The 23,070-nt window shown below is 72.1% G+C and carries 19 protein-coding genes; 10 read left to right on the forward strand and 9 right to left on the reverse strand.

Annotated elements, in window-relative coordinates; all coding sequences use genetic code 11:
- Positions 1-27: 27 nt before the first annotated feature.
- From ABD823_RS16645 to ABD823_RS16660, 4 genes are read left to right on the forward strand one after another with little or no spacing between them, the layout of a single operon-like run.
- Complete coding sequence (locus tag ABD823_RS16645) at positions 28-1,326, forward strand: lysine N(6)-hydroxylase/L-ornithine N(5)-oxygenase family protein (protein WP_344860490.1); 1,299 nt, start codon at positions 28-30, stop codon at positions 1,324-1,326.
- Complete coding sequence (locus ABD823_RS16650) at positions 1,323-1,874, forward strand: GNAT family N-acetyltransferase (RefSeq protein ID WP_344860492.1); 552 nt, start codon at positions 1,323-1,325, stop codon at positions 1,872-1,874. The genes ABD823_RS16645 and ABD823_RS16650 overlap by 4 nt, the downstream gene beginning before the upstream one ends.
- Complete coding sequence (locus ABD823_RS16655; protein ID WP_344860494.1) at positions 1,871-3,673, forward strand: IucA/IucC family protein; 1,803 nt, start codon at positions 1,871-1,873, stop codon at positions 3,671-3,673. Before ABD823_RS16650 ends, ABD823_RS16655 begins: the two co-directional genes overlap by 4 nt.
- Entirely contained in the window at positions 3,670-5,118 is a 1,449-nt protein-coding gene (locus ABD823_RS16660) for an MFS transporter (protein ID WP_344860496.1), read from the forward strand. The genes ABD823_RS16655 and ABD823_RS16660 overlap by 4 nt, the downstream gene beginning before the upstream one ends.
- 109 nt (positions 5,119-5,227) lie before the next feature.
- Here the strand turns inward: ABD823_RS16660 and ABD823_RS16665 are convergent, their stop codons facing one another.
- Both ABD823_RS16665 and ABD823_RS16670 read right to left on the reverse strand, forming a co-directional pair.
- Positions 5,228-5,770, reverse strand: a complete 543-nt coding sequence (locus ABD823_RS16665) for a GNAT family N-acetyltransferase (RefSeq protein WP_344860497.1) — start codon at positions 5,768-5,770, stop codon at positions 5,228-5,230.
- 56 nt (positions 5,771-5,826) lie between these two features.
- Positions 5,827-6,804 carry a helix-turn-helix transcriptional regulator gene (locus ABD823_RS16670; protein WP_344860499.1) on the reverse strand — a complete coding sequence of 326 codons (978 nt, stop codon included), beginning with the start codon at positions 6,802-6,804 and terminating at the stop codon, positions 5,827-5,829.
- Between the two features lie 84 nt (positions 6,805-6,888).
- Here ABD823_RS16670 and ABD823_RS16675 point away from each other — a divergent pair, with 84 nt between their 5' ends.
- Positions 6,889-7,710, forward strand: coding sequence for an NAD(P)H-binding protein (locus tag ABD823_RS16675; RefSeq protein WP_344860500.1), 822 nt, complete (start codon positions 6,889-6,891; stop codon positions 7,708-7,710).
- 82 nt (positions 7,711-7,792) lie between these two features.
- On the opposite strand, the gene ABD823_RS16680 is transcribed toward ABD823_RS16675, so the two are convergent.
- From ABD823_RS16680 to ABD823_RS16690, 3 genes are read right to left on the reverse strand one after another with little or no spacing between them, the layout of a single operon-like run.
- Positions 7,793-8,452: a response regulator gene (locus tag ABD823_RS16680; RefSeq protein ID WP_344860502.1), complete on the reverse strand. Its 660-nt coding sequence runs from the start codon at positions 8,450-8,452 to the stop codon at positions 7,793-7,795.
- Positions 8,449-9,609, reverse strand: a complete 1,161-nt coding sequence (locus tag ABD823_RS16685) for a sensor histidine kinase (RefSeq protein ID WP_344860503.1) — start codon at positions 9,607-9,609, stop codon at positions 8,449-8,451. The genes ABD823_RS16680 and ABD823_RS16685 overlap by 4 nt, the downstream gene beginning before the upstream one ends.
- Positions 9,606-10,427 (reverse strand): CPBP family intramembrane glutamic endopeptidase, encoded by an 822-nt coding sequence (locus tag ABD823_RS16690; protein ID WP_344860505.1) that lies wholly within the window; start codon positions 10,425-10,427, stop codon positions 9,606-9,608. Before ABD823_RS16690 ends, ABD823_RS16685 begins: the two co-directional genes overlap by 4 nt.
- A 304-nt stretch (positions 10,428-10,731) precedes the next feature.
- Between ABD823_RS16690 and ABD823_RS16695 the strand changes: the two genes are divergently transcribed.
- Both ABD823_RS16695 and ABD823_RS16700 read left to right on the forward strand, forming a co-directional pair.
- A complete protein-coding gene (locus ABD823_RS16695; protein WP_344860507.1) occupies positions 10,732-11,133 on the forward strand; it encodes a VOC family protein in 402 nt (133 codons plus the stop codon).
- A 253-nt stretch (positions 11,134-11,386) separates the two neighbouring features.
- The gene (locus ABD823_RS16700; RefSeq protein WP_344860509.1) at positions 11,387-12,673 is read left to right on the forward strand and encodes a tetratricopeptide repeat protein; all 1,287 of its coding nucleotides are present in this window, start codon (positions 11,387-11,389) and stop codon (positions 12,671-12,673) included.
- Between the two features lie 82 nt (positions 12,674-12,755).
- Here ABD823_RS16700 and ABD823_RS16705 read toward each other — a convergent pair whose 3' ends face one another.
- Together ABD823_RS16705 and ABD823_RS16710 are read right to left on the reverse strand one after the other, a co-directional pair.
- Positions 12,756-13,100, reverse strand: coding sequence for a hypothetical protein (locus ABD823_RS16705; RefSeq protein WP_344860510.1), 345 nt, complete (start codon positions 13,098-13,100; stop codon positions 12,756-12,758).
- A 206-nt stretch (positions 13,101-13,306) separates the two neighbouring features.
- A complete protein-coding gene (locus ABD823_RS16710) occupies positions 13,307-14,053 on the reverse strand; it encodes a class I SAM-dependent methyltransferase (protein WP_344860512.1) in 747 nt (248 codons plus the stop codon).
- A gap of 232 nt (positions 14,054-14,285) precedes the next feature.
- On the opposite strand from ABD823_RS16710, the gene ABD823_RS16715 reads away from it, so the two are divergent.
- Complete coding sequence (locus ABD823_RS16715) at positions 14,286-15,089, forward strand: hypothetical protein (RefSeq protein WP_344860513.1); 804 nt, start codon at positions 14,286-14,288, stop codon at positions 15,087-15,089.
- 51 nt (positions 15,090-15,140) lie between these two features.
- Here ABD823_RS16715 and ABD823_RS16720 read toward each other — a convergent pair whose 3' ends face one another.
- Positions 15,141-15,854, reverse strand: coding sequence for a LysR family substrate-binding domain-containing protein (locus tag ABD823_RS16720; protein ID WP_344860515.1), 714 nt, complete (start codon positions 15,852-15,854; stop codon positions 15,141-15,143).
- 54 nt (positions 15,855-15,908) lie between these two features.
- On the opposite strand from ABD823_RS16720, the gene ABD823_RS16725 reads away from it, so the two are divergent.
- A complete protein-coding gene (locus ABD823_RS16725) occupies positions 15,909-16,274 on the forward strand; it encodes a DUF5997 family protein (protein ID WP_344860516.1) in 366 nt (121 codons plus the stop codon).
- Between the two features lie 207 nt (positions 16,275-16,481).
- On the opposite strand, the gene ABD823_RS16730 is transcribed toward ABD823_RS16725, so the two are convergent.
- Complete coding sequence (locus ABD823_RS16730) at positions 16,482-21,995, reverse strand: VWD domain-containing protein (protein WP_344860518.1); 5,514 nt, start codon at positions 21,993-21,995, stop codon at positions 16,482-16,484.
- A gap of 139 nt (positions 21,996-22,134) precedes the next feature.
- Here ABD823_RS16730 and ABD823_RS16735 point away from each other — a divergent pair, with 139 nt between their 5' ends.
- Positions 22,135-23,025: a TolB-like translocation protein gene (locus tag ABD823_RS16735; protein ID WP_344860520.1), complete on the forward strand. Its 891-nt coding sequence runs from the start codon at positions 22,135-22,137 to the stop codon at positions 23,023-23,025.
- The last annotated feature ends 45 nt before the right edge of the window (positions 23,026-23,070 follow it).

A 23,070-nucleotide genomic window follows, 5' to 3' on the forward strand; every position in this document is an offset into this window, starting at 1 on the left:
CATCACTCGACCTTCAGGAGACCCGCCATGTCCACCCACGACTTCATCGCGATCGGGCTCGGCCCGTTCAACCTGGGGCTGGCGTGCCTGACCGAGCCGATCGCCGAACTGGACGGGCTGTTCCTCGAAGCCCGCCCGGAGGCGGACTTCGGCTGGCACCCCGGGATGGTGCTGGACGGCACGCACCTGCAGACGCCCTTCCTCTGCGACCTGGTGACCCTCGCCGACCCGACGTCGCCGTACTCGTTCCTCAACTACCTCAAGCAGTCCGGGCGCCTGTACCCCTTCTACATACGGGAGGACTTCTATCCGCTGCGCAGCGAGTACAACAACTACTGCCGCTGGGCGGCGGGCCGGCTGAGCAACGTGCGCTTCGGCCAGGCCGTGACCGAGGTGCGCTACGACGACCGGGACGGGCTCTACACCGTCCACGTCGGCGATCGGCACACCTACCGCGCCCGGCACCTCGTCCTCGGGACCGGGACGCAGCCGCACATCCCGGAGGCCTGCCGGGACCTCGGCGGCGACCTCGGCGACGTGGTGCACAACTCGGCGTACCTGACGCACCGCGACGCCCTGCGCCGCAAGCGCAGCATCACCGTCGTCGGCAGCGGGCAGAGCGCCGCCGAGGTCTACCACGACCTGCTCGGCACCATCGACACCGACGGGTACCAGCTCAACTGGGTCACCCGGTCGCCGCGGTTCTTCCCGCTGGAGTACACGAAGCTGACGCTGGAGATGACGTCACCGGACTACGTCGACTACTTCCACGCGCTGCCCGAGCCGACCCGGTACCGCCTGGAGAACGAGCAGAAGGGACTGTTCAAGGGGATCAGCTCCGAGCTGGTCAACGCCATCTACGACCTGTTGTACGCCAAGAGCGTCGACCGGCCGGTGCCCACCCGGCTGCTGACCAACACCGCGCTGACCGGTGCCGCCCGCGACGAGGCCACCGGCACGTACACCCTGGAGCTGCGCCACGAGGAGCAGGGGCGCGAGTTCACGCTGACCACCGAGGCCCTGGTGCTGGCCACCGGGTACCGGCACACCGTGCCGGCGTTCCTGGAGCCGATCAGGGACCGGATCCGGTGGGACGCGGCCGGCCGCTACGACGTGGCCCGCAACTACAGCATCGACGTCACCGGCCGCGGCATCTTCGTGCAGAACGCCGGCACGCACACGCACAGCATCACCTCGCCGGACCTCGGCATGGGCGCCTACCGCAACTCGTGGATCGTGCGCGAGCTGCTCGGCCGCGAGCACTACCCGATCGAGAAGAGCATCGCCTTCCAGGAGTTCGGCGCGCCGGCGGGGATGCCGGCATGACCGCCTCCTTCGTCCGCGGCGAGTACGCGCTGCGCCCGCTCGACGTCGAGGCCGACATCGAGCTGCTGCACCGCTGGGTGACGCACCCCAAGGCGGTGTACTGGATGATGCAGGACGCCGACGTGGCCACCGTCGCCGCCGAGTACCGGCGCATCGTCGCGCACCCGCACCGCGGGGCGTATCTGGGCCTGTACCGCGGTGAGCCGGCGTTCCTGGCCGAGCGCTACGACCCCCGCCACGTCGAGCTGGTCGGGCTGTACGAGCCCGAGGACGGCGACGTCGGCATGCACTTCCTCACCGCGCCGGCCGAGACGCCGGTGCACGGCTTCACCCGCGCGGTGATCACCACCGTGATGGCCTGGCTCTTCGCCGACCCCGCCGTGCGCCGGGTGGTCGTCGAACCCGACGTCCGCAACACCGCCGTACACGCCCTCAACGCCGCCGTCGGCTTCACCGTCGTCGGCCCGATCACCAAGCCCGAGAAGACCGCACTGCTCAGCGTATGCACCCGCGCGCAGTTCCTCGCCGCCACCGGAGTACCCGCGTGACCAACGCCGCCACCGCCCACCTCAACCCCGCACACTGGGAGCGCGCCAACCGGCTGCTCGTGCGCAAGGCGCTCGCCGAGTTCGCCCACGAGAGACTGCTCACCCCGGTCCCCGACGGCGACGGCTTCACGGTCCGCAGCGACGACGGCACGGTGGAGTACCGGTTCACCGCCCGCATGTACGCGCTCGACCACTGGGAGATCGACCCCGACAGCATCACCCGGCGCCGGGCCGGCGCCGAACTGCCGCTGGACGCGCTGGACTTCTGCCTCGACATGCGCGGCGCGCTCGGGCTGCGCGACGAGATCCTGCCGGTGTACCTGGAGGAGATCACCGCCACCCTGGCGAGCAGCGCCTGGAAGCTCGGCCACCGCACCCGGTGCGCCCGGGAACTGGCCACCGCCGACTTCCAGGCCATCGAGTCCGGCATGACCGAGGGGCATCCCGGCTTCGTCGCCAACAACGGCCGGATCGGCTTCGGCGTCGACGACTACCACCGGTACGCGCCGGAGGTGGCGGCGCCGGTCCGGCTGGTCTGGCTGGCCGCGCACCGCGACCACGCCACGTTCACCTGCAGCGCGGACACCGACTACGACCGCCACATCCGCGCCGAGCTCGGGGCGGAGACCGTCGCCGCGTTCGCCGCCGTCCTGTCCGACCTCGGTCTCGACCCGGCCGACTACCTGCTCCTGCCGGTGCACCCGTGGCAGTGGTGGAGCAAGCTGTCGGTGACCTTCGCCGGGGAGCTCGCCACCCGCCGGCTGGTCTTCCTCGGCCGCGGACCCGACGAGTACGTGGCCCAGCAGTCGATCCGCACCTTCTTCAACGTCTCCGACCCGGCGCGGCACTACGTCAAGACCGCCGTGTCGGTGCTGAACATGGGCTTCATGCGCGGGCTGTCCGCGGCGTACATGCAGGCCACCCCCGCCATCAACGACTGGCTGGCGGAGCTGATCGCGGGCGACGGGGTGTTCCGCGCCAGCGGGCTCACCATCCTGCGCGAACGCGCCGCGATCGGCTACCGGCACCGGCAGTTCGAGGCGGCCACCGACCGCTACTCGCCCTACCGCAAGATGCTCGCCGCGCTGTGGCGCGAGAGCCCGGTGCCGTCGCTGCGGCCCGGCGAGCGGCTGGCCACCATGGCCTCGCTGCTCCACGTCGACCAGCAGGGCCACTCCCTGGCCGCGACGCTCGTCGAACGCTCCGGGCTGCCGCCGCGGGTGTGGCTCCGCCGCTACCTGGACGCCTACCTCACCCCGCTGCTGCACGCGTTCTACGCCTACGACCTGGCGTTCATGCCGCACGGCGAGAACGTCATCCTGGTGCTCGACGGCGACGCGGTGAGCCGGGTGATCTTCAAGGACATCGCCGAGGAGATCGTCGTCATGGACCCCGGCGCGCCCCTGCCCGAGTCCGTCGAGCGCATCCGCGCCGACGTGCCGGAGGACATGCGGCTGCTGTCCATCTTCACCGACGTGTTCGACGGCTTCCTGCGCTACCTCAACGTCATCCTCGCCGAACGCGGGGTGCTCACGCAGGAGGAGTTCTGGGGCACGGTGGCCGAGTGCGCTCTCGCGTACCAGGAGAGCGTCCCTCACCTGGCCGACCGGTTCGCCCGCTACGACCTGTTCGCGGCGGAGTTCGCGCTGTCCTGCCTCAACCGGCTCCAGCTGCGCGACAACCAGCAGATGGTGGACCTCGCCGACCCGTCGGCCGCGCTGCAGCTGGTCGGCACGCTGCGCAACCCGATCGCCGCCTTCGCGCCCCGGCGGGCGGACACGGTCCCGGCCGCGCCGTGACCGCACCCGCCGCACCGGCGCGGCCGCGGACCCGGTGGCTCGTCCTCGCGGTGCTCTGCCTCGCCGAACTCGTCGTGGTCCTCGACCACACCGTGCTCAACGTCGCGATCCCGACGCTGACCGCGGAGCTCGGTGCGGACACCGCGCAGGTGCAGTGGATCATCAACGCGTACGCGCTCGGCCAGGCCGGCCTGCTGCTCGCCGCGGGATCCGCCGCCGACCGGTACGGCCGGCGGCGGATCCTGATGGCTGGCCTGGTGGTGTTCGGCGCGACGTCGCTGGCCGCCGCGTCCGCCTCGGGTCCCGGCGCCCTCATCGCGGCCCGCGCCGGCATGGGCCTGGGCGGCGCGCTGCTGATCACCGGCACCCTCGCCGTCGCCGTCCAGGTCTTCGACGCGCAGGAGCGGCCCAAGGCCATCGGCATCTGGGCGGCGGTCAGCGCGCTCGGCTTCGCGTCCGGGCCGCCGCTGGGCGGGGTGGTGCTCGCGCACGCCTCCTGGAGTGCGATCTTCCTGCTCAACGTGCCGGTGGTGGTGGTCTGCCTGGTCGCGGCGCGGGCGCTCGTGCCGGAGTCGCGCAACCCGGCCGGCGGCCGCCCCGACCTGGCCGGAGCGCTGCTGGCCACCGCCGGCACCACCGGCGTGGTGTACGCCATCATCGCGACGGACTGGCGGGCCGCCGCCGCCGGCGCGGCGCTGCTCGCCGCCTTCCTCGCCTGGCAGCGCCGCGCCCGCGACCCGATGCTCAACCTCGCCCTGTTCCGCGACCGGCGCTTCACGGGCGCGGTGACCGGCATCGTGCTGATCACCTTCGGCAGTTCCGGTGCGCTGTTCCTGCTCACCATGCAGTTGCAGTTCGTCGGCGAGCACGATCCGCTGCAGGCGGGCCTGCGGATGGCGCCGTTCGCGCTGAGCGTCGTGGTGCTCAACGCCTCCGGTGTGGCGGCGCGGCTCATCCGGGGCCTGGGCGCGCCCCTGGCCATCGCCGGCGGCATGGGCCTGCTCGCGGCCGGGCTCGTCGTGGTCGCGCAGTCCGGCGGGGACGGCTACCGGTCGCTGCTGGCCGGGCTGCTGCTGATGGGCACCGGCTGCGCCGTCGCCAACCCGGCGATCGTGGAGGCGGTGTTCAGCGCCGTCCCGCCCGACGACGCGGGTGCCGGCGCCGGCATCGAGGGCACGATGACCGAGCTGGGCAGCAGCCTGGGCGTCGCCGCCCTGGGCACCCTCATGCAGGTGCGCTGGAGCGCGCTCCTGCCGGCCGCCGCGGCCGCCGACTCGCTGCCCGCCGCGCTCGCCGCCGCCGGCACCGCCGCCGAGCGGGACACGGTCCTCGCCACGTTCGCCGACGCCCTGCGGTACGGCGAGCTCGCCGGCGCGGCGGCCGTGCTGGCCGGGGGCTGCGTCACGGCGCTGCTGATCCACCTCGCGCGCCGCGACGCCGCCTGACCGGCGCACGCAGCGGCCGGGCCGGGCCGGCGGTGCAGCGGTTCGCCCGCGTGCCCGGCGCGTGGCACTCCGTCCTTCCCGCCGCCGGGGTCCTCCCGGCGGCCGGTGGTCAGCCCCGCGTCTCCCAGACCACGTCGACGCCGGCCTCCGCGGGCGCGACCGGGTCCCGGGGGACGCGCTCCACCTCGCGGTAGCCGAGACGCCGGGGTACGGCGCCGCTCGCGTGGTTCGCCGCGTCGTGCTTGATCACGATCCGCTCGATCCCGGGCAGTGCGAGTCCTGCTGCGGTGAGCGCCCCGGCCGCGGCCGTCGCGTACCCGCGGCCGGTGTGACCGGCGTGCAGCCAGTAGCCGATCTCCAGGGCGCCGGGGCCGACGCGGGCCATCAGCCCGATGGACCCGGCGACCGTGCCGTCCGCGAGCCGGATGAGGTAGTTGAACTCGGTGCCCTCGGCCCAGCCCTCCTCGGAGCGCCGGATCCAGCCGAGGGCGTCGTCGAGCGAATGCCCGTCGTGGGCCCAGGCCATCCAGGGCTGCAGATGGGCGATCGACTCGCCGATCGCCGCCGCGACGCCCTCGGCGTCCGCCTCGGTCACCCGGCGGAGGACGACGGGACCCGCGTCGATCTCTTCGGGAGGTGGGACTCGTTCCATCGCTGGATGGTCGCACGAGGGGACGGAAGGCTCAACGGAGCCGTGCCGCCCGGGGTTCAGGCGACCGGCCGCGGACGGTCCGGCCAGGCCGCCCGCTGCAGCCGGGCCGTCAGGACCCGCAGGTGGTCGACGAGCTCGCGGGGCTCGTGGATGTCGAAGTCGAACCCGAAGGCGGCCACCCACACCGCCAGCTGGTCGAGGTCGTCGGAGCCGATCCGCAGCGTGCAGGTGCGGTCGTCGACGGGCTCGATCACGCCGAGGGTGGGCGGCACCTCCTCGGCGACCTCTTCGGCGGAGCCGTGCATCGTCAGCACCGCCTGGTACCGGAACGGGCTGGTGGTGATGCCGGTGGCCAGATACGCCGCCACGTCCTCGGCGGGGAGCCCCCGGGGCGTGAAGCGGGGGCCGCCCGGGACGCGCAGCGCCACGCGGTCGGCGCGGAACGTCCGCCAGTCCCGCCGTTCGGTGTCCCAGCCGAGCAGGTACCAGCGCCGCCCGCTGTGCACCAGCCGGTAGGGCTCGACGTCGCGGACGGTGGCCGAGCCGTCGTGGGAGGTGTAGTCGAAGCGCAGGCGCTCGTGGCCGCGGATCGCGGTGGCGACGGCGGTCAGCACGTCCGGATCGACGGTGGGCCCGAGCGACGGCACGGTGACCACGGCGGCGCCGAGCGAGTCGACCCGGTGCCGCAGCCTGGCGGGCAGCACCTGGTCCAGCTTCGCCAGGGCGCGCACGGAGGTCTCCGCGATCCCGGTGACCGCGGCGCCGGCCACGGTGCGCAGCCCGATGGCCATCGCGACCGCCTCGTCGTCGTCCAGCAGCAGCGGCGGCAGGCGGCTGCCGCCGCCCAGCCGGTAGCCGCCGCCCCCGCCACCGGCAGCGCTGATCGGGTAGCCCAGCGACCGCAGCTTGTCGACGTCGCGGCGGACCGTCCGGGCACTCACCCCGAGCCGATCGGACAGCTCCCGGCCGGACCAGTCGCGCTGCGTCTGCAGCAGCGTCAGCAGGCGGAGCAGCCGGGCTGAGACCTGCAACATGCGGAGGAGTCTGCCACCGGTCGCGGACAGGAGATGACCGCGGCATCCCTAGCGTCGGAGGCGACGGAGGAAAGGAGAACCCCCATGACCGTTCTCGTGACGGGCGCCACCGGCAACGTCGGGCGCCCCCTCGTGGAGCAGCTGCTGGCCGGCGGGCACAAGGTGCGGGCGCTGACCCGCAACCCCGCGACGGCCGACCTGCCGGCCGGCGCGGAGGTCGTCGCCGGGAACCTGTCCGACAGCGCGAGCCTGCCGGAGGTGTTCGACGGCGTGACCGCGGCGCACCTGATCGGCTTCGGTGACGGCTACGCGCCGCTGGGCAACGGCGCGGAGATCGCCGACATCGCCCGGCGGGCCGGGGTCCGCACCGTGACGGTGCTCAAGGGAAGCCAGGACAAGGAGCCGCTGGAGGAGGCCGTGCAGGCCGGCGGGCTGAGGTGGACCTGCCTGGCGCCGGTCGAGTTCATGTCCAACACGCTGGAGTGGGCGGAGTCGATCCGCGCCGAGGGCGTCGTCCGCGACGCCTTCCCCGGCATCAGGAGCGCGATGGTGCACGACGCCGACATCGCCGCGGTCGCCGCCGCCGCGCTGACCGCCGACGGGCACGGGGGCCGGACCTACTGGCTGACCGGTCCGCAGGCGCTGACCCATCCGGAGAAGGTCCGCGTCATCGGTGAGGTGCTCGGCCGCGAGGTGCGCTTCGTCGAACTCAGCCAGGACGAGATGGTCGCCAGGTGGCGCGCGGAGGGGTATTCGGACTCCGACATCGCGTTCTTCGTCATGATGCGGACCGATCCGCCCGAGGCGGGTCGCACCGTGCTGCCCACCGTCGAGCAGGTGACCGGCAGGCCCGCCCGGACCTTCCGGCAGTGGGTGGAGGAGAACGCCGCGGCCTTCGGCGCGTGACCGGCGGCTCCGGTGACCGGTGAGGTCCGGGACCACGGGCGGCTCCCGATGTCCGCCCCTCGGGGTTCCCGGGCGGGGCGCCTCAGGTCACCAGGCCCCTGCGGTAGGCGTAGACCACCGCCTGCACCCGGTCACGCAGGCCCAGCTTGGTGAGGATGCGCGACACGTACGTCTTGACCGTCTCCTGGCTGATCACCAGGGTGGCGGCGATCTCGCTGTTGGACAGGCCGTCGGCGATCAGGCGCAGCACCTCCAGCTCGCGGGGGGTCAGCGCGGTCTCGTCCGGCGTGGCCCGGGCGGGGCGGATCCGGGAGGCGTACCTGCCGACGAGTTGCCGCGTCACCTCGGGCGCCAGCAGCGCGGCGCCCGAGGTGACGGTGCGGATGCCGTGCAGGAGCTGCGCCGGCGGGGCGTCCTTGAGCAGGAACCCGCTCGCCCCCGCGCGCAGCGCCTCGTAGACGTACTCGTCCAGGTTGAACGTCGTCACCACGAGCACCTTGACGGGGTCCGCCACCCCGGCGCCGGCCAGCAGGCGGGTGGCCTCGATGCCGTCGAGCACCGGCATCCGCACGTCCATCACGACGATGTCGGGGCGCAGCCGCCGGGCGAGGTCCACCGCGGTGCGGCCGTCACCGCACTCGCCCACCGCCTCCAGATCGGGCTGCGCGTCGATGATCGTCACGAAGCCGGTTCGGATCAGTGCCTGGTCGTCGCAGACCAGCACCCGGATCGGCGCGGTCACGACCGGCCCCCCGCGGGGATGCGGGCCTGCACGAGGAAGCCGCCGTCCGCCTGCCGGTCGGCGCCGAACCGGCCGCCGAGGGCCTCGACCCGCTCGCGGAGCCCGGCCAGGCCCCGCCCGCTCCCGCCGGGAGAGGCGGCCCCGGAGCCGGGGCCGTCGGTGCTGACCGCCACGCTGATCTCCTTCTCGCCGTAGCGCACCCGGACCGCGGTGGGGCTGCCGTGGGCGTGTTTGAGGGCGTTCGTGAGGGCTTCCTGGACGACCCTATAGGCCACGAATTCGGCGCTGCCCGCCGATTCCGCCGGGTCGCCCTCCTCGACGAGCTCCACCGGCTGCCCGGCCCGGCGGGTCTGCTCCACCAGCGTGCGGAGCCCGCCGACGGCCGGCACGCCGGCGTCGGCGTCGGCGTCGTGATCGGCCTTGAGCAGGTCGAGCATGTGCCGCAGGTCGGTGATGGCCCGCCGGCCGGTGTCGGTGACGGCGCTCAGCGCCGCGTCGAGGCGGTCCGGGGCGGCGGTCAGGTAGCGGGCGGCCTCGGCCTGCACGACCATCGCCGTCACGTGGTGGGTCACGACGTCGTGGAGCTCGCGGGCGATGCGGGTGCGTTCGGCGGCGCGGGTGGCCTCGGCGACGTGGCGGCGGCGTTCGGCCTCGGCGGCGCGGGTGGAGCGCAGCCAGGCCCCGATGCCCCACGCCAGGGCCAGCAGCAGGTAGAACACCACGTACCCTTCCAGCGGCTCGGTCGCACCGATCCGGCTGAGCGCGAACGCCAGCGGCACGTACGCCAGGGAGAGGAGGACCACGGTGGCGCGCCGGTGCCGCTCCAGGTGGGCGCCCGCGCTGATGAGCGCGATGGGCATCGCGTTGCTCGCGAACACGTGGTAGCCGCGGAGCTGGTCGAGGACGAAGCCGAGCGACACCAGAGCCAGGCACACGGCCGGCCACCGCCGCCGCACGGCGAGCGGAAGGCACTCCAGGGCGATCACCACGAGCGCAGCCGCGTCGAAGGGGCGGGCCGGCAGGTCGCCGACCTGGGTCCCCTTGCCGTGGAGGGCAGGCAGGAGCGACGCGGCGGCCAGCAGCAGCCCGAACGGCGCATCCCGGACCACGACGCCGCACCGCCGCCACAGGTCCGTGGCCCGCCGCAGATCGATCACCGGGAGAGCGTAGCGGCCGCGCCGCGCCGGACCGGGACCACGTTGCCCCGCCGGCGGGCCAGCCACATGAACACCGCCGTCAGCAGCAGGCCGGCCACCACCGCGTACAGGCTCGCCTCCGGCCCGAAAGCGCCGCCCGTCAGCAGGGAGGGGCCCGACGTCACGCCGTGCAGCAGCCCCTGCGTCACGCCGTTGCCCGAGACCTCGGTGCCGAAGATGCCGGCCGCCGCGAAGTTCCAGCCGAAGTGCACCCCGATCGGCACCCACAGGGTGCGGGTGGCGGCGTAGGCGGCGGCGAGCATGCCGCCCGCCTCGATCGCGATGGCGAGCGCGCCCCACAGGTCGGCGTGCGGGTTGAACAGGTGCGACAGCCCGAACAGCACGCCGGTCAGCGCCAGCGCCGGCCACGTCCCCGTGCGCTCCTCGATGATCCTGAACAGGATGCCGCGGAACAGCAGCTCCTCCGTCACCGCGGCGGCGGCCATGAAGCCGAGCAGCCCGGCCGCGCCCCCGAGCGAGCCCTGGCCGTCGATCCGGTAGCCGCCCAGGAGGGCGATGTTCGCGATGACCGCCGCGAACATCGCGACCCCGATCAGCGTCCCCCGCGTGACGGCGCCGGCGGCGCCCCGCGCCGCCACCTCCACCGGCGCGCGGCGCTCGGACCACCGCACCGCGCGGGCGTACACGAGTACGGCGAGCACGGCCGTCGCGACGCCGAGGAGCAGGGTGAGGAGCGGGTCGCCTTGCACCGCGCCCACGGCCGCGCTACCGGCGAAGGCGACCGCCGCGACGGGCACGAGCTGTTTCAACAACCGCATGACGACTCCCTTACGTGGGGGGTTTCGCGGCGGGGTCCCGCCGCACGGGAAACGCTAGGGATCCGGCGGTCCGGGATCGTCCCCCCTCGGTGGACATCCGCCGGTAGCTCGCAAGGGGGACGGGCGCACCCGCGATCCGCCGCGCGCCTCCTACGACCGGCCCGGCGCGACCGGCCCGGCCCGGCGCGGGCGCGACCGGTCCGGCCCTCAGAACGTCTCCAGCACCGGGCAGGCTCTGGCGTCCGCCCGGTTCCCGCCCTCGTGACCGAGGCCCGCGTCGAAGATCTTGTGGCAAGATCACGGAATGCTGCGACTCACCGATTTCATCATCGACTGCCCGGACCCGATGGAGCTGGCGGCGTTCTACGCCGAGGTGACGGGCCGTCCGGTCAAGGAAGGCAGCACCGGGAACTGGGCCGGCATCAAGTTCGGCGAGATCGAGCTGGCCTTCATCCGGGTGGACGACTACCGCGCCCCGCAGTGGCCCGACAGCGAGCACCCCAAGCAGTTCCACCTCGACTTCGAAGTGGACGACATCGAGTCCGAGCAGCGCCGCGTCCTCGACCTCGGCGCGACGCTGCGGCAGGACTTCACCGGCCCCGACGGCTACGGCTGGCGGATCTACACCGACCCGGTCGGCCACCCCTTCTGCCTGTGCCGCAACAAGGGCGTCGTCTGGACCGACCAGGGCCCGCTCTGGCCCTAGCCGGGCTCTTCACCCCCCTTCCCCCACCGGCGAGGACCTCGTCGGACGCTCGGATGAGCCCGGCGTCCGGCCACGGACGAGGAAGCGGAGCGAGCCGGTCCGCGCCCCCGGCGCAGCCGTGACACGACCATGACACGGCGCGGACGGGGCGGGGACACCGCCGCCCGACAGTGGACGGGGCCGGCCGCCCGGCCGGCCGGGCGGCTCCGGCCCGGCAGGGGCCGGCGAAGGTGATCACGGGAAGGGGAGGGCCGTGGCTGATGACGGACGATGGAACCGGCGTTCGCTGTTGCGGGGCGCCGCCGTGGTGGCCGGTGCCACCGCGACCGCACCGCTGCTGGGCAGGGCGGCCGCGGCCGACGGCGGGGACGCGGACGCGCTGTTCAGGGCCGGACGGTTCGAGCAGGCCGGACGCGCGTACGAGGAGATCCTGAGAAAAGACCCCGGGAACGTGCACGCGGCCCGCCGGCGCGGCCAGGTCGGGCTGCTGTCCAACCGGTTCCCCGACGCCGAGGAATACCTCAACAGGGCCATCGCGCTGGCGCCCGGCGACAAGGAGGCCCACCGGCTCCTGGCCGACTGCTACACCCGGCAGGACAGGTTCCCCCTCGCCGTGCCGCGCTGGCGGGCGGCCGGCGAGGAGAGCTACGCCAAGCTGTTCGCGGCGTTCCGCGGCGAGCCGTACCGGATCCACGGCGACACCGCGCGGGTGCCGTGGCAGCAGATGGACCCGATGCCGCTGGTGGAGGCGTCACTCAACGGCGGACCGCCGATCGGTCTCTCGTTCTACACCCGCGTCGCGTCGCTGAACGTGTCGGCGCGGGCAGCCGGGGAAGCCGGGCTGGTCGCCGTGACCGAGGACAGGTTCGAGTACGAGGGCAGAGCCGTGACGTACTACTCCGGGGTGCTGGACTCCCTCAAGCTGGGCGGCATCGAACTGCGCAACATCCCGGTGAGCTGGTCGGACGCGCAGGACGGCCCGGAGCCGGGGGACGGGCTGATCGGCACGTGGATCCTGTACCACTTCCTGACCACCATCGACTACGCGGGCCGGTCGCTCATCCTGCGCCGCAGAACCCCCGAGACGGCCGGGAAGGCGCGCGCCGCCGCCGAGCGGGCGGGCGCCGATCCCCTGCCGCTGTGGCTGGCCGGTGAGCACCTGCTGTTCAGCAGGGGCGGCGTCGCCGGCTCCGGCACCCGGGTGGTGGCCCTGAACATCGGCGGAACCGGTGAGATGGTCGCGAGCATGTCCGGGGCGACGGTCGAGCGGTTGCGGATCCGCGTCGACCACGACCGCCCGATGGAGACTTCGGCCGGAGGACAGTTCGTCACCGTCTACCCCTGCTACCCGAAGGAGGTCCGTCTCGGCGGCGCCGTCGCCGAAGACGCCTACTGCTACGCGGACCGCAGGCCCGACGAGCCCCGCCGTGAAGGGTTCGACGTGCTGGCCAACATCTCCCACAGCTTCTACAAGCCCTACAACGTCACCCTCGACTTCACCGGCATGAACGTCTACGTCGCCCGCGGCAAGGCCGCCTGATCCCCCGCGGCCGGTGCCGCACCAGGCGGTGTCCCGGGGCGCCCCGACCGCCGATGACGGCCCTCCGCTCGGATCCGTGCCGTCACGCGCCTTCCGCCTGGAACGAGAGGCACGGCAGGCCGGCCGAGCGGTAGAGCACGGCGATCAGGGCCACCACGGCCGCGAACCAGGCGAGGAGCACGGCGGGGCCCAGCTCGGCGTAGCCGTACCCGGCCAGCGCGCCGAGCGCCCCCATGCCTGCCACGGCCCAGCGCAGCACGTCGAGCGGGCTGGAGATGACGCCGTGGTCGTCGACACGGGCGTGGAGAGCGAAATCATCAGGACTCCAGCGGGCATGCGGAACCATCGACCCCGACCACCGCAGAACCGCCGCGATGAACACGAGTGACAGGCAGGCGGACACCGCCGGCACGAGCAGCACCCGCACCCGGCGAGTACGCCAAGTGGCGACGCGGCCATCCGCCGGTGGTCGGCGCGCGACCTCTGTCTCGGGGCGACCGCGGTCGCGCTGTCCGGCGCGCTGCCCGTCCCCGGGCAGCAACCGGAGCCCTCCGGAAACACGGCTGACGGCCGGGCGCCGCTCCCCGGGGCGGGGAGCCCGGATCCCGGGGTCCGCCGGTTCAGCGGCGGGGTTCAGGCGATCAGCAGGCGGAGGCCGAGCTCCGCCGCGTCGAGATCGAGGAGGTCCCGGTTGCGTCCGGCCCACCGGCCGGACGCGAGGTCGTCACGGAGGTCGCGCACCGCGCGCCGCTCGGCGTCCGGCCCGACTCTGGCCCAGACCGACACCCCGCGGCGGACGTCCTCGTCCAGGTACGCCTCCGGCCGGCGCCAGTAGGCCTCGAAGAAGCCGTCGGCGCAGTCCCACGGGACGGGCACCGGTTCCACCCGGGCTCCGATCGCGCGGGCCAGCTCGGTCAGCGAGGGGCGGCCGGCGAGGAGGCCCGCGACCTCGGGCAGGTAGTCGCGGGTGAGCCAGAACCGGTGGAGCCATCCGGCGTCACTGGTGTCGTGCGTGAACACCACCACGCGGCGGGCGACCCGCCGCAGCTCGCGCAGGCCGGCGATCGGGTCCCGCCAGTGGTGGACGGAGGAGATCGCCATCGCGGCGTCGAAGGACCCGTCATCGAACGGCAGGCTCTCGGCGGATCCGATCAGGCACGGCGCCGCGTCCGGAAGGCGCTGCGAGCGCATCAGCGCCGACGGCTCCACCGCGAGGACGTGCCGGTCGGGCGGCTCGTAGGACCCGGTGCCCGCCCCGACGTTCAGCACGGTCCGGGCGTCGCCGAGCGCGGCCCAGATCCGCGCGGCGATGCGCGGTTCGGTGCGCCGTGTCACGGTGTAGGCGGCTCCGATGGTGTCGTACAGCTGCGCGTCGGACATCGCCCCCGCCTCTCCGCCGGTCCATGACGCGAAGCTACCGCCCGGCGCACCACCCGGCGTCTGACCACGGTCGGATATGCGCATCCGTCCGGGGTCGCACCGCCCGCCCGTGCCCGCCCGCCACGATGCGACCCGGGCCAGACGCGCGCCCCCCGCCCCGCCCCCCACCATTCTCGTGTGCCCCGGCGCACCGGCCCGGGCACACCGACACGGACGAGACGGGCGGTAAACCATGAGCATCGATCTTCGCGGGCGCATCACGCGATGGCGGCAGGCCGACGCGGACCGGCGGGCCGCCAACATCGCAGCCAACCTGGACCGGCAGCCCCCGTTCCCCGGCCGGTGGGTGAGCGCCGTCTCGCTGATCGCCGGCCCCACCCTGATCATGGCCGGGACCCTCCTGCGCTCCCCGTTCTACTACTTCGTGCCGTACCAGCTCGTCGCCTACACCGAGCACCCCTCCCTCATCACCGCCGCCTACGTCTGCTTCGCCTTCGGGTTCGTGCTGCTGCTGCCGGGGGTGGTGACGCTGGCGCAGAGGATCGCCGCCACCAGCCCGCTGTGGGGACTGTGGGGCGGCTGCTTGGTGATCATCGGCCTGTTCACCCGGACCTTCCAGTTCGGCACCGACCACCTGGCCTTCCACCTGACCGACACCCTCGGCCTGCAGACCATGCTCACCGGCATCGACGGCTACTACAACGCATGGCGCGAGACGGTCTGGCATCCGTTCAGGTCCATGTCCGGGCCGGCCTTCTTCGGCTGGGTCGTGCTGGCCGTCGGTGCCTACCGCTCCGGCGCCCTGGGACTGGGCCGTTCGATCGCACTCGGCCTGATGTCGGCGCTCGCGCTCGGGACGCTCAAGGGCACCGAGCCGCAGTCCTTCCTCGCCGTGGGCGGCCTCTGCATCGCCTTCATCCCCCTGGGCGTCTCGCTGCTGCGCAGCGGCCCCCCGCCGACCAGGCGCGCCATGGTCTGGATCGCCGTCCTCATCGCCGTGCACGTCCTCATGACGGCCTTCGGCCCGAGAGGATGACGGCCCGGGCATCGGATGCGGCCTGTGACGGCCTGCGATGCGGTGCACCGTTCAGCGGGGACGGCGGCCCTTCCCGCCCCGGCCTGTCCGCGCACCCCCGCGACCCGACCCGCCCGGGGCGGGACTCCGCGGCTGCTTGCGCGCCTTCTCCGGGGCGGGCGCGGGGGCACGGCCCCGCGAGCTGTTCACCGTACGCCCGCGGACGATGCCGATGAAGTCCTCCACCAGCTCGGTCGTCGCCTCCGTGGGCCAGGCCAGCGCGACCTGCGACTGCGGCGTCTCCACGACCGGCCGGTAGGTCAGGTCCCTGCGGTGGTGCAGGCGCGCCAGCGACTGCGGGACCAGCAGCAGTCCGGCCCCCGCCGCCACCAGCTCGATCGCCTCCGCCGTGGTGTCCGGACGCGTGAAGGCCGGCAGCCCCGGCAGGGCCGTCCACTCAAGGGTGTCGTCCATCGGGTGGAGCACCTCGTCGTCGGCCAGGTCGGCGACGGTCACCTCGTCGGCGGCGGCCACGAGGTGGTCCTTCGGCACCACGACCACGGTGGTCTCGACGTAGAGGGGGATCACGCTGAGCCCCGCGCGGTCCACGGGCAGCCGCACGAACCCGGCGTCGGCACCGCCCGCGTGCAGGACCTCCACCGCCTCGGCCGCGGCGACGGGGACCAGGGTGAGCGGCACGTCGGGCACCCGCTCGGCCCAGACGTTCACCCATTTGGCGGGCGTCACCCCGGGCACGTAGGCCAGCCGGAACTCCCTGTCGGTCACCTGCCCAGGGTACCGATGTCAGGGAAGGCGGTTCCGCGCCATATCCTTGGCACCATGGCCAAGCCCAAGACCACTCAGACGATGAAGCCCGCGACCGCGGCCAAGAAGCTGGGTGTGCTCCTTGAGGCCACTCCCGCCGAGTTCCAGGAGGGAGTCGTCTCCAGGGACGAGCTGAACGCGCTGCAGGCGAATCCGCCGGCGTGGCTGGCCGATCTGCGGCGCAACGGGCCGCACCCCAGGCAGGTCGTCGCCGCGAAGCTGGGCGTCTCCAACTCCGGCCTGGCCAGGGGCGGCATCACCGGGCCGCTCACCACCGCCGAGATCGACGCCATCAAGGCGGAGAACCCCGAGTGGCTGCAGCGCGAGCGGTCGGTCCAGGCCGAGGTGCGCAAGGAGGCGCAGCGCCTCAAGCAGCGCTAGGCGTCGACGGCAGCGGCGGACCGGTCCGGTCCACCGCCATCCGCACCGGCCGCCGGGTCCTTCCGGTGCGGATGGCGCATCACGTTGGCGATGGCCGCGGCGGCCTGCTGATCGGTGAGCTCCCCACGATGCGCCGTACCTTCCGCATCGGTGATCCGGCGCCTGAGGGGAGAATCACAGGACCGCCCCCATCACCCTCCTGGACCGTCACGACAGCACCACCTTCGTGGCCAGAGAGCCGGTCTTGTCGGTTTGAGGGTTGAAGACGATCGTGTAGGTGCCCGTGGCAGGCAGCGTCATCTCCGAGATGGTGCAGTTGCGGCCGCAGTAAGGCGAACTCCCGAGCGCCGTGCCGTCAGGCTTCAGGAGGGATACCCGAACATCGGTAGAGGCGGTGAAGCTGGTACCGGTGAAGGTGATGGTGACCTTCTGGTCGGCGACGCCGCTGAAGGTCCAGCTCCCGTTCTGGCCCGGGGTCGTGGTGGTCAGGGTGGACACGGTGCCGCCGATGGTGATGGCGGCCGGGGAGAGGTCGGTGACCGGGTGGATCCTGAGGGTCAGCTTGCCGACCTTCTCGTCCTGCGGATCGAACTCCACGGTGTACGTACCGGCCACGGGCAACGCCACCGGCTCCAGGAAGCAGTTCTTCCCGCAGTACGTCGCGGACACCAGCACCGTCCCGTCAGGCTTCCTCACCGACACCCGGGCACCGGTGGAGGCGGTGAAGTTCGCGTCGGTGAGGTTGAACGACACGGTCTTCCCCGCCGTCCCGGCGAACGACCAGGTGCCGTTCTGCCCCGGCACCGTCGCGGTCAGCGTCGAGGCGGCACCGCCGACGGTGACGCTCCCGGTCAGGTGGGCGACCGGGTGGATCCTGAGGGTCAGCTTGCCGACCTTCTCGTCCTGCGGATCGAACTCCACGGTGTACGTACCGGCCACGGGCAACGCCACCGGCTCCAGGAAGCAGTTCTTCCCGCAGTACGTCGCGGACACCAGCACCGTCCCGTCAGGCTTCCTCACCGACACCCGGGCACCGGTGGAGGCGGTGAAGTTCGCGTCGGTGAGGTTGAACGACACGGTCTTCCCCGCCGTCCCGGCGAACGACCAGGTGCCGTTCTGCCCCGGCACCGTCGCGGTCAGCGTCGAGGCGGCACCGCCGACGGTGACGCTCCCGGTCAGGTGGGCGACCTCGTGGAGTTGCAGGGCCATCGAACCCGACTTGGCCTTCTGCGGCCTGAACTCGACGGTGTAGGTGCCGTCCGCCGGGAGGACGGTCGGCTCCAGCAGGCAGTTGCGCCCGCACGGGGTGTCGTCGATCAGCACGGTCCCGTCCGGTTTCCTCACCGCGACGTACACGTCGTACAGGCTGGTGAGCGTCGTCCCGGTGAAGTTGAACGACACCTGCCTGCCCGCCGTCCCGGTGAACGTCCACAGACCGCGCTGCCCGGGGACGGTGGTCATCAGCGTGGACGCCTCTCCCCCGACGGAGATCCGCGCGGTCACGTCCGGCGGCACGATGTTGAGCTGCGCCGAGATCGAGCCGGTCTGGATGCCGGCGGGGTCGGCCACCACCTGGTAGGTGCCGTCTACCGGCAGCACGGTCGCGTCGAAGTGGCAGGAGGCCGCGCAGGACTTCTCCGGCACGAGGACCGAGCCGTCCGGCTTGCGCATGAGGGCGTTCGCACTGGTGAACGTCCCGTCCGAGAGTACGACCGAGACCCGCTGTCCGGCCGTCCCGGCGAACGACCAGATCGGGTATTGCCCGGGGCCCTTGGTGGTCAGCTTGACCGCGGCGCCGTCCGCTGTGAGCGTCCCCGTGACATCGCCCTCGGTGACCTGCGCGGAGATCGAACCCACTGTCGTCTTGGACGGGTTCAGCACGACGGTGTAGGTGCCGTCCACCGGCAGCGAGACCGTGTCGAACGCGCACGACGCCTTGCAGAAGGTCGAGTCGAACAACTCCGTGCCGTCCGGCTTGCGCACCGACGCGTACGCGTTGCTGTAAGTCCCGTCCGTCAGGGCGAACGCGATGCGCTGCCCCGCCGTACCGGCGAACGACCAGGTGGCGGCCTGGCCCGGCCCGGTCGTGGTCAGCTTCACCGGCCCGCCGCCGACGGTCAGCGAGCCCGTCGCGTCGCCTTCGGTGACCTGCGCGGAGATCGAACCCACCGCCGTCTTGGACGGGTCCACGACGACGGTGTAGGTGCCGTCCACCGGCAGCGAGACCGTGTCGAACGCGCACGACGCCTTGCACCAGGTGGACCTGAACAGGTCCGTGCCGTCCGGCTTGCGCACCGACGCGTACGCGCCGCTGAAAGTTCCGTCCACCAGGGCGAACGCGATGCGCTGCCCCGCCGTACCGGCGAACGTCCAGTACGCCCGCTGGCCCGGCCCGGTCGTGGTCAGCTTCACCGGCCCGCCGCCGACGGTCAGCGAGCCGGTGACGTCGCCTTCGAGCGCACTCACCGTGATCGGCCCCGTGTGCACGTCGGTGGGATCGACGAGGAGTGTGTAGGTGCCGGTCATGGGCAGCGTGGTGGTGTCGAAGGCGCAGGCCGCCGAACAGTAGGTGGAACCGAACAGCCGTGTTCCGTCCGGCTTGCTGATCGAGGCGCTGGCGGCACCGGTCAGACCGCTGACCCCGAACGCGATCCGCTGGCCCTCCACACCGGCGAACGACCAGGACGCCGTCTGCCCGGGGACGGTGGTCGTCAGCGTGGACGGCGCTCCGACCGCGACCGCGCCGGTGACCGCGTCAGGCACCCCGAACAGCCGCAGTGCGATCGAGCCCGTCTTCGCGTCCTTCGGGTCCCATGTCACCGAGTACGTGCCGGTGACCGGCAGGGTCTCGGTGTCCATGAAACACTCCTTGCCGCAGGACTTCTGCGCCAGGATGGTCCCATCGGGCCCGCGCAGCCGCAGGGAGGCGTCGCCGAGCGAGCTCAGGGTGCCGTCGCCGAGTTCGGCGGAGACCTTCTGGCCTGCCGTGCCCGCGAACGTCCAGGTGCCGTGCTGGCCCGGATCGGTGACCTCGAGCGGCGCCTTCGGCCCGTCGATCGACGCGGTCGTGACGACGTCGGCCCCCAGCGTGTTCACGCTGAGCTTGTAGGGGCCGAACACGTCGTTCCAGGGCGAGACGCGCAACCGGTAGGAGCCTGCGGCCAATCCGTCGACGCGCTTGGCACCGCACAGGTAGGAGGTGGCGACGTTCGCGCCTGCGGCGTTCACCAGCTCCCACCTGAGCCCGAATCCCGGGCACTCCTGCGCGTTGACGAAGATCGAGGCCGGCTGGTCCAGTGTGAACCGGTACTCGTCGACCGCGACCTCTCCCTCCAGGTTGCCCGCGCCCGCACCGGGGACGCCGTCCGAAGCCGTGAACGGCAGCGACACCGTGAACGTCTCCGGCGGGACGACGTCGAGGTCGAGGGTGACGTTGTCGATCCCGTACGCCTGGTTCGAGATGCCGGCCGCCCCGGTGGCCGAGACCTTGATCTCGATCTGGCTCTTCTTGTGCGTGACCGGAACCGTGATGCGGTGCTTCGCCCATGCCAGGCCGTTCGCCAACGTCCCGGATGCGACGGGCGTCAGCTCGCCCGGCGTGATCATGTACGGGTCGCCTCGATCGGTCTCGATCTCGACCGTCTCGGCGTCGGAGTCGGACGTCCAGTCGCCGAGGACCATCAGGTCGAAGCTCAGAGTTCCGCGCTTGTGGAGCGGCAGCGACTGCACGAAGAACCGGTAGGAGTCGCTGCCGCTGAACGGCCCGGCGAACGAGCCCACCGCCGCGTCGGCCGACACCCGCGACGGCAGAACGTTCTTGCCGAGCGTCCCCTCGAAGTCGATCGCCAGGTCACCGTTCGCGTCGACGGTCTGCGCCGCCGGGTCGAGGCTCACCGTCTTCTGCTCGGCGGCGGCCTCGGCGAACGAGGTGTCCGAGGTCAGCGCGATGTCGAGGATGCAGTCGTTGAACGGGACACCGGGTTGGACGCCGCTCTCCTCGCATTGCGCGGTCGCGAGCTGCATCTGTTCGGGCGTCAGGTCGTGGATCGTGACGATGCGGGAGGGGAACTGCAGGTTCGTGAACGTCGCGGTGCTCTCGCCCGGTCCATAGGTGAACATCGACTCGGTGTCGTCCAGCCGCCACGAATTGGCGTAGTCGGTGTGCAGCTGGGCCGGCGAGGCGTTGGCGGCGAGCTGGGTGCCATCCCGCAGCTTCAGGTCGTTCTTCGGGTCGCCGTCGGCGTTGCCGAGCAGGCCCACGAGGTCACTGTCGGGGGACGGCGGCAGGTAGAGGCCGGCGGCGCCACGCCTCCAGGACAGGGCCGGTCCTTCGAGACCGTCGAACATGACGACCCACTTGCCGTCCTTCCGCAGGATGAACGCGTTCTCACCCAGGTAGAGGATCTTGTCGGTGTCGAGCGTGTGCTTCCGGCCGTCGATGTACAGGTCGTCCTCGTGGAACTCGACCTTGTGATCACCGGCCTCCATCGCGGCGTCGAACATCACCGACACGTCCCGGCCGCCGCTGGCGGGGCTGAGCCGGCCGTGGATCTCCAGGCCCCACTTCTCGGAGTCGGCGAGGACGAACTCCCCGACGGACTGCAGGTCGTAACCCAGGCCGTCCAGGGTGGTGAAGTGCGGCTCGCCCTTCACCAGGCCGCCGTGCTCGGAGAAGTACCACCACAGGATGAGGATGACCAGCGCGGTCACGCCGAGCGCCATCGCCGCCTCGATGGTGATGAAGCCGGCCGCGCGCAGGAACATCGCGCCCCGCTGGCTGGCGAGGAACAGTTCGACCTCGGCGGTCAGCGCGGCCGCGGCGGCCTCGACGCTGCCGTACGCGGCGACGTCCCCGGCGAGCGAGGTCGCGCCCACGGTCGTGATGCGCTGGATCAGTGGAAGGAGGATCGGCGGGACGGGCCATTTGTCATCGTCGTCGTTCTCTTCCTCCTGCGGGATGTCAGCGGGCGGGTCACCCGGTCCGGGCTGCCGTTTCTGCTGCTCGCACTTGCGTTCCTTCTTCACCTCTTCGATGTGGAGGAGACCGGGGGTCGGCGAGACGGCCTTGTACGTGGACAGCTGGTAACCGTTCTTGCCTCCCACCTTGCACGTGGCGTTCTTGCTGTAGACCTGGAACCAGTCCTCGTACGTGCCCCATCGGTTGAGGACCGTACCGGCGGTGACGTTCTTGATGCCGTTGGCGGTGAGCACGGCGGCGTACCGGGCGACCTGGGCGCCCCAGCCGGAGTAGTCCGGGTTGTCCTTGACCTTGGCCTCGATCACCTGGGCCCAGTTGTTACCGGCGCGGTCGTAGTAGATGATGTCGGGCCGGTCGCTGCCGCCGCTGAGGGTCGGCTCCCACTGGATCTCGGGGTTGATGAGCCCGCCGGCCACGCCGAGCTGATCGTTCAGGTACTTGATGGCCCGGGCCTGCCCGATGGCCTCGACGCCGCCGGACGGGCTGCACTCGCTGGGCCGCTGGTAGATGTGGGTCCCGAGCACGGGACGGTCACGCAGGCACACCTCGTTGATACGGCGGCGCGTGGAATACATGTGCTTGAAGACGCAGCGTTTCTGGCCGCTGGTGCCGATCGACCAATCGTCGCTGTTCGGCTTACACGCGATGGCCGCCTCCGCCCATTTGGGTGACAACAGCTCATGCATGGGGATGAGGAACCCGGCCATGAGCACGCCCACCATGATCACGCAGAGACGCCGCACGAGCTCACCCCGTATAAAGAGAAAATAAAGCCCAACGGCGGGACGCTACACCGGTAAGATCGTTTTGCGATAGATGCCGGAGTCGTCCAGTTCTGCAATTCTTGACTGACTGAACGCCCGACCAGCAAATGGAGGTTTCGTGGTCGTCGACCGGTCGTGGGAGATCGCATTCGACATGCTGGCTTCGCGGCCGGTGCGGGCGGCACGGATGGTCCTCGCGGTCCGCGGGCCCGATCGAACCGCCGTGATCGTACTGGACGCCGACAGCGACGCGTTCATGACCGTCCCCGGCCTTCCCCGGCACTTCGCGCCCGAGACGGTGTCGCTGTCGTCCGACGGCACCCGGCTGGTGTTCACGGCACGCCAGGACGACGGGGCCGGCCCTCCTCGGGTGGTGCTTCACACGCTCGCCACCGGCGACCGCCGGGAGTTCACCTCCGACGACTACATGCGCGCGGCGCTCTCCCCGGACGGCACCCGGCTCGCCGTCCTCGCCGACCTCTCGAACGGCCCCGGCATCCCCGGCGTCGGTGACGAGATCGCCGGCATCGAGCTGATAGAGACCGGCACCGGCGCCCGGTACCCGCTCTGGTCGGCTGAGGGGTACTGGGAGGAGGCCTCCATCAGCTGGTCCCCCGACGGCCTGCTCCTCTCCGCGACATACCTGACGCTGGACGACGTCCTCACCACCGTCGTCCTCGACCCCACCGGCAAGGAGATCGGCTCCTACGCGGAACGCGTCGCCCTGCCCGGCCCGCACTCCGTCTGGGCCTCCGATCACGAGCTGATCGTCTACCCGGAGCCCGACGACGAGAGCCCTCTGATCACGATCGACGTATCGACCGGTGGTGAGCGCCGCTTCACCAGGCGGAATTTCGACGCTTACCTCGCCATCAGCGGCGGCCGGGTCGTCCGCCCGGGTCCCGTACCCGAGCGGTTGATCACGACCGACCTGAACGACGACGACGAGCGGCCCTTCCTGAGCATCAGCCCGGCGGTCCCGGTCTGCGCCCTCGACATCGTTCCCTGACAGCTGCGGTGGAAGCGGGACCGGTGTGCGCTGACGCGAGCGCGC

The sequence above is a fragment of the Planomonospora alba genome (genome assembly GCF_039534085.1).
Classification (GTDB): Bacteria; Actinomycetota; Actinomycetes; order Streptosporangiales; family Streptosporangiaceae; genus Planomonospora_B; species Planomonospora_B alba.